The organism is Mesorhizobium sp. Root102 (assembly GCF_001425625.1).
Taxonomy (GTDB): domain Bacteria; phylum Pseudomonadota; class Alphaproteobacteria; order Rhizobiales; family Rhizobiaceae; genus Mesorhizobium.
Genome location: NZ_LMCP01000026.1, coordinates 1 through 16,523, shown reverse-complemented (window position 1 = coordinate 16,523; position 16,523 = coordinate 1). Strand labels below are relative to the sequence as shown.

The 16,523-nt window shown below is 60.8% G+C and carries 15 protein-coding genes and 1 pseudogene; 12 read left to right on the top strand and 4 right to left on the bottom strand.

Translation table 11 applies throughout. The features are described from left to right. Window positions 1-97 precede the first annotated feature (97 nt). Window positions 98-1,012, bottom strand: a complete 915-nt coding sequence (locus ASD12_RS21050) for a LysR family transcriptional regulator (RefSeq protein WP_056590511.1) — start codon at window positions 1,010-1,012, stop codon at window positions 98-100. A gap of 176 nt (window positions 1,013-1,188) precedes the next feature. Here ASD12_RS21050 and ASD12_RS21045 point away from each other — a divergent pair, with 176 nt between their 5' ends. Further along, the gene (locus ASD12_RS21045; RefSeq protein ID WP_056590508.1) at window positions 1,189-2,271 is read left to right on the top strand and encodes a tartrate dehydrogenase; all 1,083 of its coding nucleotides are present in this window, start codon (window positions 1,189-1,191) and stop codon (window positions 2,269-2,271) included. A gap of 34 nt (window positions 2,272-2,305) precedes the next feature. Here ASD12_RS21045 and ASD12_RS21040 read toward each other — a convergent pair whose 3' ends face one another. The 3 genes from ASD12_RS21040 to ASD12_RS21030 all read right to left on the bottom strand — a co-directional run bounded on the left by ASD12_RS21040 (window position 2,306) and on the right by ASD12_RS21030 (window position 5,617). Further along, on the bottom strand, window positions 2,306-3,475 hold the full coding sequence (locus ASD12_RS21040; protein ID WP_056590505.1) for a mandelate racemase/muconate lactonizing enzyme family protein: 1,170 nt from the start codon (window positions 3,473-3,475) through the stop codon (window positions 2,306-2,308). Window positions 3,476-3,483: 8 nt separating this feature from the next. Continuing rightward, a complete protein-coding gene (locus tag ASD12_RS21035; protein ID WP_056590502.1) occupies window positions 3,484-4,560 on the bottom strand; it encodes a tartrate dehydrogenase in 1,077 nt (358 codons plus the stop codon). 79 nt (window positions 4,561-4,639) lie between these two features. Next, window positions 4,640-5,617, bottom strand: a complete 978-nt coding sequence (locus ASD12_RS21030; RefSeq protein ID WP_056590499.1) for an asparaginase — start codon at window positions 5,615-5,617, stop codon at window positions 4,640-4,642. A gap of 224 nt (window positions 5,618-5,841) precedes the next feature. Here ASD12_RS21030 and ASD12_RS21025 point away from each other — a divergent pair, with 224 nt between their 5' ends. From ASD12_RS21025 to ASD12_RS20975, 11 genes and pseudogenes are all read left to right on the top strand, one after another. After that, window positions 5,842-7,503, top strand: coding sequence for an ABC transporter substrate-binding protein (locus ASD12_RS21025; RefSeq protein WP_082525575.1), 1,662 nt, complete (start codon window positions 5,842-5,844; stop codon window positions 7,501-7,503). 63 nt (window positions 7,504-7,566) lie between these two features. Continuing rightward, window positions 7,567-8,490 (top strand): ABC transporter permease, encoded by a 924-nt coding sequence (locus tag ASD12_RS21020; protein WP_056590493.1) that lies wholly within the window; start codon window positions 7,567-7,569, stop codon window positions 8,488-8,490. Continuing rightward, window positions 8,490-9,500: an ABC transporter permease gene (locus tag ASD12_RS21015; protein ID WP_056590490.1), complete on the top strand. Its 1,011-nt coding sequence runs from the start codon at window positions 8,490-8,492 to the stop codon at window positions 9,498-9,500. Before ASD12_RS21020 ends, ASD12_RS21015 begins: the two co-directional genes overlap by 1 nt. Window positions 9,501-9,513: 13 nt before the next feature. Then, a complete protein-coding gene (locus ASD12_RS21010; protein WP_056590487.1) occupies window positions 9,514-10,536 on the top strand; it encodes an ABC transporter ATP-binding protein in 1,023 nt (340 codons plus the stop codon). Window positions 10,537-10,595: 59 nt separating this feature from the next. Then, on the top strand, window positions 10,596-11,588 hold the full coding sequence (locus ASD12_RS21005) for an ABC transporter ATP-binding protein (RefSeq protein WP_200953711.1): 993 nt from the start codon (window positions 10,596-10,598) through the stop codon (window positions 11,586-11,588). A gap of 31 nt (window positions 11,589-11,619) precedes the next feature. Beyond that, on the top strand, window positions 11,620-12,369 hold the full coding sequence (gene fabG / locus ASD12_RS21000; protein WP_056590481.1) for a 3-oxoacyl-ACP reductase FabG: 750 nt from the start codon (window positions 11,620-11,622) through the stop codon (window positions 12,367-12,369). A gap of 85 nt (window positions 12,370-12,454) precedes the next feature. After that, window positions 12,455-13,216 carry a FadR/GntR family transcriptional regulator gene (locus ASD12_RS20995; RefSeq protein WP_244482923.1) on the top strand — a complete coding sequence of 254 codons (762 nt, stop codon included), beginning with the start codon at window positions 12,455-12,457 and terminating at the stop codon, window positions 13,214-13,216. A 41-nt stretch (window positions 13,217-13,257) separates the two neighbouring features. Further along, window positions 13,258-14,157, top strand: a complete 900-nt coding sequence (locus ASD12_RS20990; protein ID WP_056590478.1) for a polysaccharide deacetylase — start codon at window positions 13,258-13,260, stop codon at window positions 14,155-14,157. Window positions 14,158-14,416: 259 nt separating this feature from the next. Then, window positions 14,417-14,749 carry a hypothetical protein gene (locus tag ASD12_RS20985; RefSeq protein WP_056590476.1) on the top strand — a complete coding sequence of 111 codons (333 nt, stop codon included), beginning with the start codon at window positions 14,417-14,419 and terminating at the stop codon, window positions 14,747-14,749. Beyond that, window positions 14,742-15,830: a GTP-binding protein gene (locus ASD12_RS20980; RefSeq protein ID WP_082525573.1), complete on the top strand. Its 1,089-nt coding sequence runs from the start codon at window positions 14,742-14,744 to the stop codon at window positions 15,828-15,830. Before ASD12_RS20985 ends, ASD12_RS20980 begins: the two co-directional genes overlap by 8 nt. Window positions 15,831-15,949: 119 nt before the next feature. Further along, a pseudogene (locus ASD12_RS20975) lies at window positions 15,950-16,417 on the top strand (IS630 family transposase); the annotation flags it as partial. Window positions 16,418-16,523: the final 106 nt, after the last annotated feature.

Sequence of the window (16,523 nt, the reverse complement as noted above, 5' to 3'; positions counted from 1 at the left end):
TCGCAATAATCGCGAAGGCGGCGGCGCCGGTTCTTGTGGGACGAGGAGGATAAGAATCGGCGACTCTCGCAAGACCCGATTCCGGCAGCAAAGCCAATCATGCGTCTTTTGAATAGATGTCGATTCTGCCGCGCAGCAGCTCGACCAGCATGTCTCGTATGGGATCGCGAGTGCTTCCGGTCCAGGCAACGGCCAAGGGCAGCTTCTTCAATTTGTCTGCCCCTGGCGTGTCGAGCGCGACGTAGGTCACGCCCTCGACCTGCATCCGGGAAGCCCAGCGAGGCACGATGGCGATGCCCATTCCGGCTGCCACGAGGTTCACGATGGTCTGCTTCTCGTCGGCCAGATGCACGACCTTGGCATAGAGGCCGCTTTCACTGAAAAGCCGCATCGTCAGGTCGTGACTATGCGGTCGCGACCGACGCTCCGGCACGATCAGAGTCTGGTCCGCGAGGTCGAGCACCGACACGCTTGTCCGACGCGCCAGGTCGTGGCTGGAGGGTAAGGCCACGACGGCCGTTTCATAAAGCAGGAAGTGCAGTTCCAGACGACGGCTCGGCGCGGCAGACGGCCGGATCAAGGCCAGGTCGAGCCGACCTGAAAGCACACGCGGCAAGAGGCGGTGAGTCTTGTCTTCCATGACCTGCACGGTCACGTCGGGAGCAATCTCCCTGAAATCGTGCAGCAGGCGCGGCACCAGCCCCACCGCCGCGCTGTCAATCACGCCCAGCCGCACCACGGCCGCGCGGTCGCGGCCCTTCTCGCGGATGCGACTTTCCAGATCGTCCGCTCTGGCAAGCAGGGACCTTGCCTCTTCCAGCAGGAAGGATCCATGCTCGGTCAGCACGGCATTGCGCGTGGTGCGCATCACCAGCCGCACGCCCAGATCTTCCTCCAACATGCGGATATGCCGGCTGAGCGACGACGGCAGCAAGTCGAGGCGCTGCGCCGCCCGGCCGAAATGCAGCTCGTCGGCTGCCATGACAAAGCATCTCAACTGGTGCAGGTCCAAGCGCTAACTCCCGTACAAGGCCGGATTAAGTCACATTTTTATATAATCAGAAGTGCATCGAATCCGACACAACTCCGCCTATAAACCCGAGGGCGGGTGGACGGACCGCACAGGGCCCCGTCCACCCGGCTCAGGTTTGGTGCGTCCACGCGCTTGCCATGGTGAGGAGGCTGATAGTGCGCGAATATTCGATCGCCGCGATTCCCGCTGACGGAATCGGGCCTGAGGTCATCGACGCAGGCATCACCGTGCTCAAGGCGCTGGCCGAGCAGCGCGGTGACCTGAGGCTGAACTTCAATGTCTTCGACTGGGGTTCGGACTACTACAAGCGCAATGGCGCCATGATGCCGGTCGACGGGCTGGAACAGCTCAAGAAGTTCGACGCGATCTACTTCGGAGCTGTCGGCGCGGTCGACATTCCCGACCATGTGACCTTGTGGGGGTTGCGCCTGCAGATTTGTCAGGGGTTCGACCAGTACGCCAACGTCCGACCGACCAAGATCCTGCCCGGCATCGCGTCCCCGCTGCGCGGCATCGAGGTCGGAGATCTGGATTGGGTGATCGTGCGAGAGAACTCGGAGGGTGAATATTCCGGTGCCGGCGGGCGCGTCCATCGTGGGCTGCCGGAAGAGGTCGGCATGGAAGTGTCCGTCTTCACACGCGTCGGTGTTGAACGCATCATGCGTTACGCCTTTGGGCTGGCGCGGTCGCGGCCGCGCAAGTTCCTGACGGTCGTCACAAAGTCGAATGCGCAGCGTCACGGCATGGTGTTGTGGGATGAGATCGCCGAAAAGGTGTCGCGCGAGTTCCGGGACGTGACCTGGGACAAGATGCTGGTGGACGCCATGACGGTGCGAATGGTGCTGAAACCGCAGAGCCTCGACACGATCGTGGCCACCAATCTCCACGCCGACGTGCTGTCTGATCTCGCGGGCGCGCTGGCCGGCAGCATCGGCGTGGCGCCGACGGCCAACATCGATCCGGAACATCGCTTTCCCTCTATGTTCGAGCCCATCCACGGCTCGGCATTCGACATTGCTGGCAAGGGGATCGCCAATCCCGTCGCCACCTTCTGGACGGCGGTGCAGATGCTCGGCCATCTGGGCGAGCAGGCGGCGGCGGATCAACTCATGCACGCCATTGAGCGTGTCGGTGAAGCGGGCATCATGACGCCGGATGTTGGCGGCAAGGCGACGACGCGCGAAGTCACCGAAGCGGTCTGCAACGCCGTAGGCGGGCGCAACGTCCTCACGGGCTGAAAACCGTCGTTTCGGCGCGGCCGGCGGTTCTCGCTCACGGCTGGTGCAATTGCCGGAACAGCTTGAACAGTTCGGCTTTCTTCTCGAAGCCGACACCGGGAATATCCGGTAGCCCGACATGGCCATCTTCGACGGCGATGTCGTCGGCGAAGCCGCCAAAGGGTTGGAAAACGTCGGGATAGGATTCGTTGCCGCCCAAGTGCAGGCCCGCGGCAATGTTGAGTGACATCTGGTGGCCGCCATGCGGCACCACGCGCCGTGACGACCAGCCAAACGCCTTCATCACCTCCAGTGTGCGCAGATATTCCACCAGGCCGTAGGAGAGGGCGCAGTCGAACTGAAGATAGTCGCGGTCGGGCCGCATGCCACCATAGCGCAGGAGGTTGCGCGCATCCTGATGCGAGAACAGGTTCTCGCCTGTCGCCATCGGCCCGTCGTAGTGGTCCGCCAGTTCCGCCTGCAAGGCATAGTCCAGCGGATCCCCGGCCTCCTCGTACCAGAACAGGCCGTACGGCTGCATCGCCTTGGCATAGGCGATAGCGGTCTTCAGATCGAAGCGTCCGTTGGCATCCACAGCCAGATACTTGCCCTCCCCGACCACCTCCAGCACGGCCTCGATGCGGCGCAGATCCTCTTCCAGGGGCACGGCGCCTATCTTCATCTTCACGACCTTGTAGCCACGGTCGAGATAGCCGCGCATCTCCTCCTGAAGCTTCGAGTGATCCTTGCCGGGATAATAATAGCCGCCAGCCGCGTAGACCCAAACCTTCTCGTCCGCCACGCCGGCCCGGTACCGGTCCGCCAGCAGGCGCCACAGTGGAACGCCGGCGATCTTGGCGACGGCGTCCCAGACGGCCATGTCGATGGTGCCCACCGCCACGGACCGTTCGCCGTGGCCTCCGGGCTTCTCGTTGGTCATCAGCGTCCTCCAGATGGCGAACGGGTCAAGGTTGTCGTTCTCATGGTCGATCAGCGTTTCGGGATCAGCCTCAAGGACGCGCGCGAGAAAACGGTCGCGCATCAGCGCGCCCTGCCCATAGCGGCCATTCGAGTTGAAACCGTAGCCGACCACCGGCTTGCCGTCACGCACGACGTCGGTGACCACGGCGACGGCCGAGCAAGTCATCTTCGAAAAGTCGATATAGGCGTTGGCGATGGGGGAGGCGATCGAGACCGTCTTTTCCCTGATGTCGACGATGCGCATGCCTGGTCCTATCCTTCGAGTGCCTTTGCCACCGCCTTGCCACAGGTGACGGTATCGGCCTTGCCTCCGAGATCGCCTGTCCGGGTGGCTTCGTTCTTCAGCGTGGCTTCGATGGCTTCCACGATCGCGCGGCCGGCCTCTTCGTAGCCGAGATGATCGAGCATCATGGCAGCCGTCCAGATTTGTCCGATCGGATTGGCGATGCCTTTCCCGGCGATGTCCGGGGCCGAGCCGTGCACCGGCTCGAACAGCGATGGAAAGTGGCCTTCCGGGTTGATGTTGGCCGACGGCGCGATGCCTATAGTGCCGGTGCAGGCCGGTCCGAGATCCGAGAGAATGTCGCCGAACAAGTTCGACGCCACCACAACGTCGAAACGGTTCGGGTTGAGAACGAAATGCGCTGTCAGAATGTCGATGTGGTATTTGTCCCACGAGACATCCGGATATTGGGCGGCCATCGCTTCGACGCGCTCGTCCCAGTACGGCATGGTGATCGAGATGCCGTTGGACTTGGTGGCCGACGTGAGATGCTTGCGCGGACGCTTCCGCGCCAGGTCGAACGCATAGCGCAGGATGCGGTCGACGCCGACGCGCGACATCACGGTTTCCTGGATGACAATCTCGCGCTCCGTGCCCGGATACATCCGGCCGCCGATGGATGAATATTCGCCCTCGGTGTTCTCGCGCACGACGTAGAAATCAATATCTCCGGGCTTGCGGTTGGCGAGCGGCGAGGGCACGCCCGGCATAAGCCGGACGGGGCGCAGGTTGACGTACTGGTCGAACTCGCGGCGAAACTGCAGCAGTGATCCCCAAAGCGAGATATGGTCGGGAACGATGGCCGGCCAGCCCACCGCGCCGAAGAAGATGGCATCATGGTTTCCGATCCTGGACTTCCAGTCCTCCGGCATCATGCGGCCGTGTCTGGCATGGTAGTCGCACGACGCAAAGTCGAAATGGTCGAACTGCAGGTCGATGCCGAAGCGCCTTGCCACCACTTCCAGTATGCGAAGTCCTTCGGGGACGACCTCCTTGCCGATCCCGTCGCCGGGAATGACCGCGATCCTGTGTTTCTTGGCTGACATCGTGGTTCCTCGGCTGCAGCAGGAGGATGGCGGCTATGGACGGCCGCCTCAAAGAATTCAGGCGATGGACGAGCGGGGATCAACCGCCGAAATATTCGATCTCCTGGCGAAGGCGTTCGCCCTCGATTCCCATGCCGAGCAGGACTGCCACGAGTACTCGAGCCTTCTGGCCGCTCAAGTCGCCGGCAAAGATCACGCCCCCGTCGGAGAGCGTCTTGCCGCCGCCATTGCCATAGATCGGCTTGACCCGGCCGCGCTGGCAGCGACTGGTCATGATAACGGGAGTGCCCTTGGCGACAAGCGATGTCGCGGCGGCAGTGACGGCAGGCGTCGCGTTACCGCGTCCGAAACCCTCAAGAATGATGGCCTTGGCGCCATCCTGGGCGGCGAAGCGGATGTAGCGGTCGCCCATCCCCATGGCCAGCTTGATGAGATCGACATCGGCGACGATGTCTTTGGCGTCGTAGGTTCGGCGCAGAACGGGCTTGCGGTGCAGCACGATGCGGTCGCCGTCCACTTCCCCGAGCTTGCCGTGCTCGTAGGAAATGAAGGTATCGGTGCGTGAACTGTGCGATTTGCTCACGTCACGCGCAGCATGGAATTCCTGCTCGAAGCAGATCATCGCGCCGAGGCCCCGCGCGGTTTCGGACGCGGCCAGCCGGATCGCATCCGTGAGGTTGCGTGGGCCGTCGGGGTTCGCCTCATCGGCCGCGTGCTGCGCGCCGGTGAAGACGATCGGCTTGTCCGTCGCAACAAGGAGATCAGCCAGAAAGACGCTTTCCTCCATCGTGTCGGTCCCGTGGGTCACCACGACCCCGTCGAAATCACCTTGCAGGTGCTGCGAAATCCGCTGGGCCAATGCAAAGCCGAGCGGAAGATCGATGGCATAGCTGCCGACATTGCAGAACTCGTCGATGACGATGTCAATGCCATCGAGCGGATCGTGCAGCATGGCGCGCAACTCCGATCCTGTGACGCTGGCGGTGACATGTCCGCTCACGGGTTCCAGCTTGGATGCGATCGTTCCCCCTGTGGTCATCAGACAGATTTTTCGCATTTCAGTCCCTCGCTGCCGGTCCCGACGTTGAATAATTTGGTCAGACCAAGAAATCAAGAAACTTTTTAGTTATGCTACGATACTCGCATGATATGCGATTTTTTGCATTTTTTGTGATTGACGGTCAGGCCAAAATTATCCATTAATCTGAATTGCGCAATTTGGTCTGGCCACATGCGAATAGACAACAGCGCGTTTTTTCGCGCAAGCAAAGGGGAACAGAGATGGCTGATGATTTTACCAGAATTCGGTTGGCGTCGACGCGTCGACAATTCCTGAAAACGACCGCCGTCATTGGTGGCGCGGCCCTTGCTTCGTCGACAGGCCGCCTGGGTGAAGCGTTTGCGCAGGATGCCAACAGTACGTTGGTGATCGCTGCGCCCGCGACGCCGCAAGGTCTCGACATCGAGTTCGACGTTAGCCTGGGCTCCATCGATTCGCTCGGTGCGCTCTACGAGTACATGCTCGGCTACGAGAAGATGGATGATCCCAATGCACCCGGCGTGCTGCGCGAGGACACCGGCGTCCATACCGACAAGCCGAACAACCTCGCTCTGCGAGGCCGCCTGGCGGAAAGCTGGGAAGTGGCTCCCGATGGACGCAAGGCGACCTTCAAGCTGCGCGAGGGTGTCGTCTCCAACTGGGGCAACAAGTTCACGTCGAAGGACGTGAAATGGACTTGGGACCGCAAGTTCAACCTCAAGGGGCAAGGCCTGTTCCAGACAGCGGTGCTCGGTCTCAAGACGCCTGACCAGATCAAGGTCGAAGGCGATTATGCGGTCTCTTTCAATCTCGACCAGCCAAATCCGTTGCTTCTCAAGCAGCAATGCAACCTGGCCAATCCGATCTACGACGCCACAAAGTGCGCTGAAGCCGGTGGCTCCGACGACCCGTGGGCGGTCAATTTCCTCAAGAACGATAGCGCCGGCTTCGGGCCCTATCGCCTTGCCCAGCTCGTACGCGGCCAACAAGCCGTATTCGAGGCGCGCGACGACTACTGGGGCGACAAGCCCTTCATGAAGCGCGTCATCATGCGCGAAGTGCCGCAGTCGGCGAGTCGTTTCTCGCTGCTGCAGGGCGGGGCGGTCGATATCGCACAGTTCCTGCAGCCGCGCGAGCTCGAGGCGCTGAAGAAGCAGCCGAACGTGGCCGTGGATGCGGTCAACTCGTCCTACATGATCTGGCTGGAGCTCAACTCCAAGATCGCTCCGTTCGACAACGTCGACGTGCGCCGCGCCATCAATCTCGCGATCCCGCGCGACGAGATCATCCGCACGATTTACTACGGCTATGCCGACGAGCAGAAGGCGCCGATGCCTTATATCTACCCGATGGCGGACGAAAGCTTCTTCACTTATGCCTATGATCTTGCCAAGGCCAAGGAGCTTCTGGACAAGGCCGGAGCGAAGAACCTGGCGACCACTTTGTCCTACAACGCCGGCGACCCGACGCAGGAGCCGATCGCACTATTGATCCAGACCGCGCTGAAGCAGATCGGCGTGGAGCTGACGCTGGAGAAGCTGCCGGCAGGCGTGTTCTACGAGAACGTCACCAAGCGCGCCAAGCCGATGATCTTCTATCTGGACTCGCCGTGGACGCCGGATCCGGGCTACTCGACCTACCTCTACTTCAATTCTGAAAGTTACGTGAACTATTCGAACTATGACAACAAGAACGTCGATCAGATGATCAAGGACGGCCTTGCCACTCTCGATGACAACGTCCGCAAGCAGAAGTACACGGAAGTTCAGAAAACGCTCATGGACGAGGCGCCCTGGGGCTTCATCGCCTATCCCAAATACACGCTCGCGCGTAAGGCGGCCCTCAAGGGCTATACCTATTACACGTCCAACAACTTGCGGTTCCAAGATTTCAGTCGCGGTTGATGAGGCTTGTCCCCGGAGGTGGGTCACCTCCGGGGACAATTTCGAGTATCGGAAAGATCTTAAATGTCTTCGAAGCTTCGCCTTCTCGTGAGGCTGGCGATCATCCGGCCGAGATTTGCGATCGGCTACGTGATCGTCATCGCGATCACCCTGCTGGCGATCTTCGCGCCGGTCATCACACCCTATTCGCCGACCGAGGCGGATTCGGTCAGCTTCCTGCAGCCGCCGGATGCCACGCATCTCTTTGGCACCGACAATGTCGGCATGGATATTTTCAGCCGTTCCATCTACGCGCCGCGCATCGACCTGACGATCGCTATTCTGGGTACGCTTCTGTCGGCGCTGGCCGGCGGCTCGGTCGGTGCTGTTGTCGGTTTCTACAGCAGCGGGCGCGGTATTCGCGTGTGGCTATCCTTCGCCGTCATGCGCGCGGCCGACGTGCTGCAGGCCTTTCCCGTTTTCGTGTTCGCCATCGCCCTGGTTGCCAGCCTCGGCCAGAGCATCCAGACCGTGGTGCTGGCCATCGCCTTCGTCAATGCGCCGATCTACCTGCGTCTCATGCGCTCGCAGGTGCTCAGCATCCGCTCCATGCGCTATGTCGAGGCCTCGCAGGTCAATGGCCTTTCGGACATGCAAACCATCGTGCGCCACATCATCCCCAACGCGATGGCGCCGGTGCTGGCGCAGCTATCGGTCAATGTCGGCTGGGGCATCCTGCTAACCTCGGCGCTGTCGTTCGTCGGTGCCGGCGTTCGAGCCCCGACACCCGAATGGGGCAGCATGATCGCCATGGGCTTTCAAAACGTGGTGACCGGCCAATGGTGGCCGTCTATGTTCCCGGGCGCGATGCTGGCGATCACCGTATTCGGCTTCTCGCTCGTCGGCGCCTCCATTGAGGTCCTTGCCGATCCGTCCAAGCGCCGGCAGCTGCTGAGCGATGCGCGTGAGCATCGCCGTCGCACTGACCTGCCGGTGGAGGGTGCCTGATGCGCATCCTCGCTTATCTCGCCAAGCGCCTGATTTTCGTCATCCCTCAGTTGCTAGGCATCGTGCTCGTCAGCTTCCTGCTGGTGAAGAGCATTCCGGGTGACCCCGCTGTGCTGATGCTCGGCCCGACGGCAACGCCTTCGGCGATCGCCTCACTGCGGCAGCAGCTCGGGCTCGACCAGCCTCTTTATATGCAGTTCCTGATCTATGTGCGCAATCTCTTGCATGGCGACCTGGGGACTTCCTGGCAGACGACGCGGCCAGTGCTCGAGGATCTGCTTCAGCGCTTCCCGGCCACCCTTGAACTCGTCACGCTTTCGCTGCTTCTGGCCATCGTAGTCGGGGTTACACTGGGCGTATATGCGGCGCGCAAGCCGAACGGCTGGGTGGCGCGCCTGGCGGATCTCTACGGCCTCAGTGCGGGTGCGCTGCCGGACTTCTGGTTCGCTCTGGTTCTCATCTTCATCTTCTATACCGTGCTCGGCTGGGCGCCTGCGCCGCTCGGCCGTATTGACATGATCGTCATACCGCCGCTGCCAGTCACAGGGGCTCTCACCATCGACGCGCTTCTCGCCGGCGACCTGCAGGCCTTCTGGTCCGCCTGCGCGCACCTGGTCCTGCCAGTGCTGACGCTTGGCCTCCTGAATGCCGGTCCCATCCTGAAGATGACGCAGGCCACGATGGAGAAGATGCTGGAATCGGATTTCAGCCGTTTTGAAGTTTTGTGTGGGGTGCCGCAGAACCTTGTGGTGCGCCATGCGCTGCGCAATGCATTGCCATCGATCGTCACCATTATCAGCGTGCTTTACGGCTTCTTGATCGGCGGTGCGGTGCTCGTCGAGATCGTGTTCTCGTGGGGTGGCGCAGGGCAGTACGCGGTCCAGGGTGTGCTGAACTCGGACATCTATCCGGTTCTGGGCTTCGTGCTCTTCTCCGCCATCTTTTCCCTTATCGTCTACATCGCGGTCGACCTCATCTATTTCCTGCTCGACCCGCGTATCAGCAACTAATGTGAGAATGTCATTGGGCGCAGCAGAAGTCATAAGTAATACGCGCAACGCCTCCGCTGGTGGCGACAAGCCGCCGTTGATCGACATCAGGAACCTGCGCGTGACATTCCCGTCCGGTGGCGCCGAGCCGAAGGCGGTGCTGAAGGGCATCGACCTCGCCGTGCAGCCGGGCGAGATCGTAGGCTTGGTTGGCGAGAGCGGAGCGGGCAAGACAACGCTTGCCCGTTCAATCCTCGGCCTGCCGCCGTCGCCGGGCCGCATTGCCGGGGGCGAAGTCCATTTCGAGGGTCGGCAAATCCTCAGCCTGTCCGAATCCGAACTCCGACGTCTTCGCGGCCGCCGGCTCTCGGTCGTGGTGCCCAATCCGCGCGCCGAACTCAACCCTTTGCTCAAGGTCGGCGACCAGATCGCTTCGATGGCGAAAATCCATCTCGGCGTCGCAGGCAAAGAGGCGCGCCGTATGGCGCTGGAGATCCTCCGCGAGGTGCAGATACCGGACCCGGAGCGGCGCATGGATGCCTATCCACACGAACTATCCGGCGGCATGGCGCAACGCGTTGTCATCGCCATGGCCCTCATTTGCAGCCCCGCTTTCGTCATTTCCGACGACGCGACCAGCGGCCTCGACGTCACCGTGCAGGCGCAGATCTTGGCACTGCTCGCCAAGCTTGCGGCCGAGCATGGCAGCGCTATGCTGTTCATCAGCCGCGACGTCGGCATCACCGCGCATTTCTGCGATCGCATCGCCGTGCTTTTCTCAGGCGAGATCGTCGAGATTGCCCCGCGCGAACCGCTCTTCCTGGAGCCGGCACATCCATACACGCTGATGCTGCTTGCGGCCTTCTCGCATAGCCCCAAGCTGCGCGACAGCTGGACTGTTCCGGACACCGACAGGCGACGCGAAAGAAGTGCCGGCTGTCAATATGCCGATCGCTGTCCCATTGCCCAGCCGGTTTGCCGCACGCTGCGGCCGCCTTTGGCCGAGATCGGGCCCGGGCACTTTGTCCGCTGCTATTTCCCCGTGAGGCATGCATGAGCGCGGTCCTGACCATAGACAATCTGTATAAGCGCTTCCCCATTGCCGGCTCAAAGCAGGTGGTGCAGGCGATCAACGGCATCAGTCTGACCGTCGAGCCCGGCGAGACCCTCGGGCTTGTAGGCGAGAGCGGTTCGGGCAAGACCACGGTCGGTCGCTGCATCGTCGGCCTGATCGAGCCGACCGCCGGAACCATCCGATTTCGCGGCACCGACCTCGCACAGCGCCAGCAGCACAAGGCCAAACTGGCAGGCAAGATTCAGCTCGTATTCCAGGAGCCTAACGAGTCGCTCGATCCGCGCATGAAGATCGGCGATACGATCAGCGAGCCGCTTTTGCCGCTCAAGCTCGACCGCGAAACAAGGCGCCGCCGGACTGCCGATGCTTTGCGCCTGGTGCGATTGAATCCGGATCTGCTGGACGCCTATCCTTCCGAGCTGTCCTCCGGACAACAGCAGCGTGTCGGCATAGCGCGTGCGATGGTCACGGAGCCGGAACTGGTGGTCCTCGACGAACCAACTTCCGCGCTCGACCCAACGGCGCGCGCCGAGATCATCGACCTCCTGCGGCGCATCCAGAGCGAGCGTAACACCGCCTACCTGTTCATCTCCCACGACCTGTCCACGGTGCGCTTCATCAGCCACCGTGTCGCGGTGATGTATCTGGGCATGATCGTGGAGCAGGGCAGCGCCGAGACGGTCTTCAATCGCCCGCAGCACCCCTATTCCAGCGGCCTGCTGTCGTCAGTCATGCTGCCCCATCCGCACTTGAAGATCGAAAGCAGCGTCAGCCTCAAGGGCGAGATCCCGAGCCCGATCAACCTGCCGAATGGGTGCTTCCTGGCGTCGCGTTGCCCGTTCGTGATCGACCGCTGCCGCCATGAGATGCCGCCGGCCGAAACGGTCGGCGAACGGCACACGGTACATTGCTTCCGCCACGACGATGTCGCCGCTTCGGTGCCAGCGTCCGACACCTTCAACGTGTTCATGAAGGAAGCCGAGCGCATCCTCGGCCGCGCCGTGCCCAGTGGCGTCGCCCCATCGCTCCAATAGTCAAGCCAACCACGAAATCGAGAGAGCAAGCATGTCAGGACGTCTCACAGGAAAAAAAGCACTGGTCACCGGCGGTGCCCGCGGCATCGGCGGCGCTATTGCCACGGCCTTCGCGCGCGAAGGCGCGGACGTCGCCGTTCTCGATCTGAAACTCGATGCTGCCGAAGCACGCACCGCAGCACTTGCGGCTTTTGGCGTCAAAACTTTCGCCGTCGCGGCTGACGTCAGCGACGAGGCGCAGGTCGAGGCAGCCGTCAAGAAGGCGGAGGCGGCGCTCGGCCAGATCGACATACTGGTCAACAATGCCGGCATCGACACGACGTCCGTCGTTGCCGAAATGAGCACCGCCATGTGGGACCAGATGATGGCCGTGAACCTTCGCAGCGTCTTTCTTTGCACGCGTGCGGTTCTGAAGCCGATGATTTCCCGCAAATTCGGCCGCATCATCAATATCGCCTCGCAGCTCGGTCACAAGGGGGCGCCGGAAATGGCGCACTATGCGGCCGCCAAGGCAGGCGTCATCGGCTTCACCCGTTCGCTCGCTTACGAGGTGGCGCGCGACGGCATAACCGTAAATGCCATCTGTCCCGGCCCCATCGAAACGGAGCTCTTCAAGGCGCTGCCGGAGGAATGGAAGAAGCGCAAGCTCGGCGAACTGCCGATCGGTCGCGCAGGCCATGTCGACGAGATCGCGCCCACGGCCGTGCTGTTGGCGTCGGAGGAGGGGGCTTACTACATCGGCGCGACCATGAATCCGAACGGCGGCGATGTCATGCTCTGATCAACCGCCAGCTGAATGGTTCCATCCAAATGTATCTTGTTCTAGCTATGTGGCGACAATTTCTGCTGAAGCTGGAGCCAAAGCCATGATGAAACTCGATCTCAATGATGATGGAACGGCGCCTTCACCGTCGCCCGACCTGCCGCGCGAGCGCCGGGAAGCCAGCGTAGGTGTGGCTCAGGCAACGGTGGCCGCCCTGCGATCGATGATCCGCGACGGGAGGTTGCGACCGGGCGATACGCTGCCGCCACAACGCGACCTGGCACGTGACCTCAGTGTGAGCCGCGCCACGCTGCGTGAGGCTCTGTCAATCCTGGCCACCATCGGCGAGATCGTGGCGCGCGAGGGGGGGCGAGGCTTCGTCTGTGCTGACCCTTCCGGCGCACCTGCGACTCCGTCCTGGCGCTTCGCGGCGCGCTATTCGCTGAGCGAGGTCTATCAATTCCGCTACATCGTCGAATCCTACGCGGCCGAACTCGCGGCGCTGACCCATACCAATCAGGAGATCGCCGACTTGAAGGAATGCACGGCCACCTTTCGCAACGCGGCGCGCGAAAAGGACCTCAATGCCTACGCGCAGGCGGACTTCGATTTCCACAACCTGATCATGCGTATCTCGCGCAACAAGCTGCTGGTGGACATGCACCAGACTTTTGCGAGCGTGCTGCTCGAGAGTCAGCGCCTGCCCACCGAGCGGCGGGGTAATCTGCTGTTTGCAGTGCAGGAGCATGACCGCATCCTGGAGGCGATTGCCATGGGCGATCCCGATGGCGCCAACTACTACATGCGCAAGCATATCAGCATGGCGGGAAGCCGGGCCGGTCTTCCACCCTCGCAACTGCCATAGACACCCTTCGGCCGGGGACATGAGCAACGAAAGGAAGAGAGATGCCGAAAGAAATGTTTGTATCCTACGGAGTTGACGTTGACGCTGTCGCCGGCTGGTTAGGTTCCTACGGCGGTGAGGACAGCCCTTGCGACATCTCTCGTGGCACCTTCGCAGGCAAGGTCGGCAGCCTCCGCCTGCTTCGCATGTTCGAAAAGTGGGGAATCAAGACCACATGGTTCATCCCCGGTCATTCCATCGAGAGCTTTTGGGACGAGATGAAGGAAGTGGCCGACGCCGGCCACGAGATAGGCATGCATGGCTACAGCCACGAGAATCCGATCGCCATGTCGCCCGAGCAGGAAGAGGCCGTCTTCAACAAATGCGTCGACTTGATCACCAAGCTTTCCGGCAAGGCGCCTCGTGGCTATGTCGCTCCCTGGTGGGAGTTCGGCTCGAAAACCAATGAGCTGTTGAAGCAGAAGGGCCTGCTCTACGATCACTCCCTTATGCACAACGACCATCACCCCTACTATGTGACGGTCGGCGATCAGTGGACGAAGATCGACTATTCCAAGCATCCGTCCAGCTGGATGAAGCCTTATTCGCAGGGCGAAGAAACAGATCTCATCGAGATACCCGCATCCTGGTATCTCGACGACCTGCCGCCGATGATGTTCATCAAGGCTTCACCCAACAGCCACGGCTTCGTCAACCCGCGCGATATCGAGCAGATGTGGCGCGACCAGTTCGACTGGGTCTACGAGAACTATGACTATGCCGTGTTCCCGCTGACTATTCATCCTGACGTGTCGGGCAAGCCGCATGTGCTGAAGATGCACGAACGGCTCTATGACTACATGAAGGGCTTCGACGGCGTGAAGTTCGTCAGGATGGAAGAGATCGCGGCTGATTTCGGCAAGCGTTTCCCGCGCAGCGGTAAAGCACGTCCGAAGTCCTGAGCCGGCCTCAGCATGGCCAGGGACCGCGCGGTCCCTGGTCAATTCGTTTTAATTGCCTGACCGGATGGATCTGATGATTCCGCTGTCTGGTTCATTCCATCAATCCTGCTGGGAACAGCGGTCGCATCCTTATTTCCGCAGGACTCCTATTTAACCAGGCAGGGCCTTGGTATTGGCGTGCCTGACACCACCTGTAGAGGATATACGTGAAACGTGTCGGGATCGACGGGTTTCCAGGCTTTAACCCAAGGGGCAGATCATGTGCTCGCTATGCGGCGTTCTGGGCAGCAACGAACATTGGACAGATGCTGTGGCCCGGCCCGGCGTTTACACGCGCAACGTCGAAAATGTTGATCGGCGCCGTGAGCGGGCCAATCGAGTTAGGATTGCGAACCGCATCCTAGCCTCTTTCGGCATGCAGCTGGCGGATTGGCAAGGCACGTCGTTCGTCATTTCAACGCGAACCGGCAAGACGGAGATCATCAGCGATCTCGGCCACTTATGGCGGGCCGCCGAGCGTCTTTCGGGCAAGACCTGCGACCCGCTAAATGCTGATATCATCGCAAGCGTAGAAGCCGGCCGCGATGACTGAGCTACCGCCGTTCACGCCGGTCCATCTGCTGACAGGGTTTCTCGGCTCGGGCAAAACCACGCTTCTGAAGCGGCTGCTGGACGATCCCGCTCTGTCGGACACAGCCGTCCTCATCAATGAGTTTGGCGAAGTCGGGCTCGACCACCATCTCGTCGAGCGGATTGACGAGACCATGGTGCTGCTCCAGTCAGGCTGCGTGTGTTGCACCATGCGCGGCGAATTGGCCGACGCGATTCGCGATCTGTACTCGAAGCGGGAACGCGGACAGATATCGTCATTCAGGCAGGTGGTGATTGAAAGTACAGGATTGGCGGATCCATTCCCGGTTCTCTCCACACTGAAATCTGACCCAATGCTGAGACATCATTTCAAGTCTGGTAATGTCGTGGCAACGGTGGATGCCGTGAACGGGCCGGCCGAACTCGACCGATACATCGAGAGCATCCGTCAGGTTGCTATTGCCGACAGGCTGGTCATAACCAAGACCGATCTTGTTGAAGACAGCCAGATCGAACGCCTTACAGACCGGTTGCGCCGGATCAATCCGGATGCGACGATTTTGGATGTTCAGTCCCAGTTCTGTGCCAAGGATCTTTTCGAGCCGGATCTAGCTACCCGCGGGAGCATGCTGCAATCGCAATCGGGTTTCTTTTGCGAAGAAATGGCTGTTTTGTCGAACGCCGACGGACAAGCTCATCCGGCGGCGATCGCGTCCTGTGTCCTGACCTGGGAGGAAGAAGTCGATTGGACGGTGTTCGGCCTATGGCTCACTATGCTGCTCAACAGGCATGGCGAACGCGTCCTTCGGGTGAAAGGTATCTTGAATATTTCAGGAGAAGAACGTCCGGTTGCCATCCATGGCGTGCAACATCTTGTTCATCCCCCGATCCATATGGAGGCATGGCCGAGCAACGATCGTCGCTCACGTCTTGTTGTCATTGTCGACGGCCTCGATCTGAAACAGGTTCAACGGTCATTCGCTGCATTTGCGTTGACGAGCCGACCCCCCGAAAATAGGTGCTCCGATGGTATCGGCGTCTTTCCCCCTTCTGAACGACTTGGTTCCTATGAAACTGTATAAAAGTGGTAGTGTCCGTTCTGCTAATTCACCGACAGAAGGCGGTCAAGGCAGGCTGGTGGTGTTCAACGTCACCTGATTCCCGCGAAAGTCGCCACCATGACCAAGACTGAAAGTAACACCGCCAGCGCCGCCGCTGCCTGAAGGGCCAACGGCTGCGCTCAAAGGCACCGTTCGGACATTGGAAGACGCAGACCTTCATCGCCGGGCTGCGCTGTCATGGGCTCACGGCCCCTTTCGTCATCGACACGCCGATGAACCGGCGCATCTTCGAAACCTACGTCGAAACACAGCTCGCTCCGACGCTGGCAAAGGGCGATGTGGTCATCCTCGACAATCTTGCTGCCCACAAGAGCCTTGCCGCCGAGAAGATCATACGAGCCAGAGGTGCATGGCTGCTCTTCCTGCCGCCTTACAGCTCAGATCTCAACCCGATCGAAATGGCCTTCGCCAAGCTCAAGGCGCATCTGCGCGCAAAGGCCATCAGGACCATCGACGCCCTGTGGCAGGCCATTGGCGATATCTGCAATCTTTTCTCTCCAACAGAATGCAGAAACTACTTCGCTGCCGCAGGATATGGACTCACATGAAAGTCCGACGCTCTAGCAGGCTTCTCTGATTGGGGTTGTTGAGGTCAAGCTCCTGTTGCGTTTTTTTCGGACCGTGTCGCCCCGCGGGTCACTCGCTTCTCTTCGC

Bases quoted from the DNA above. Each gene is read 5' to 3' on its own strand.
- ASD12_RS20980 (WP_082525573.1), top strand. From the start codon at position 14,742: ATGACTGAGCTACCGCCGTTCACGCCGGTCCATCTGCTGACAGGGTTT.
- ASD12_RS21015 (WP_056590490.1), top strand. From the start codon at position 8,490: ATGCGCATCCTCGCTTATCTCGCCAAGCGCCTGATTTTCGTCATCCCT.
- ASD12_RS21040 (WP_056590505.1), bottom strand. From the start codon at position 3,475: ATGCGCATCGTCGACATCAGGGAAAAGACGGTCTCGATCGCCTCCCCC.
- ASD12_RS21020 (WP_056590493.1), top strand. From the start codon at position 7,567: ATGTCTTCGAAGCTTCGCCTTCTCGTGAGGCTGGCGATCATCCGGCCG.
- ASD12_RS20990 (WP_056590478.1), top strand. From the start codon at position 13,258: ATGCCGAAAGAAATGTTTGTATCCTACGGAGTTGACGTTGACGCTGTC.
- ASD12_RS21030 (WP_056590499.1), bottom strand. From the start codon at position 5,617: ATGCGAAAAATCTGTCTGATGACCACAGGGGGAACGATCGCATCCAAG.
- ASD12_RS20985 (WP_056590476.1), top strand. From the start codon at position 14,417: ATGTGCTCGCTATGCGGCGTTCTGGGCAGCAACGAACATTGGACAGAT.
- fabG (WP_056590481.1), top strand. From the start codon at position 11,620: ATGTCAGGACGTCTCACAGGAAAAAAAGCACTGGTCACCGGCGGTGCC.
- ASD12_RS21035 (WP_056590502.1), bottom strand. From the start codon at position 4,560: ATGTCAGCCAAGAAACACAGGATCGCGGTCATTCCCGGCGACGGGATC.
- ASD12_RS21025 (WP_082525575.1), top strand. From the start codon at position 5,842: ATGGCTGATGATTTTACCAGAATTCGGTTGGCGTCGACGCGTCGACAA.
- ASD12_RS20995 (WP_244482923.1), top strand. From the start codon at position 12,455: ATGATGAAACTCGATCTCAATGATGATGGAACGGCGCCTTCACCGTCG.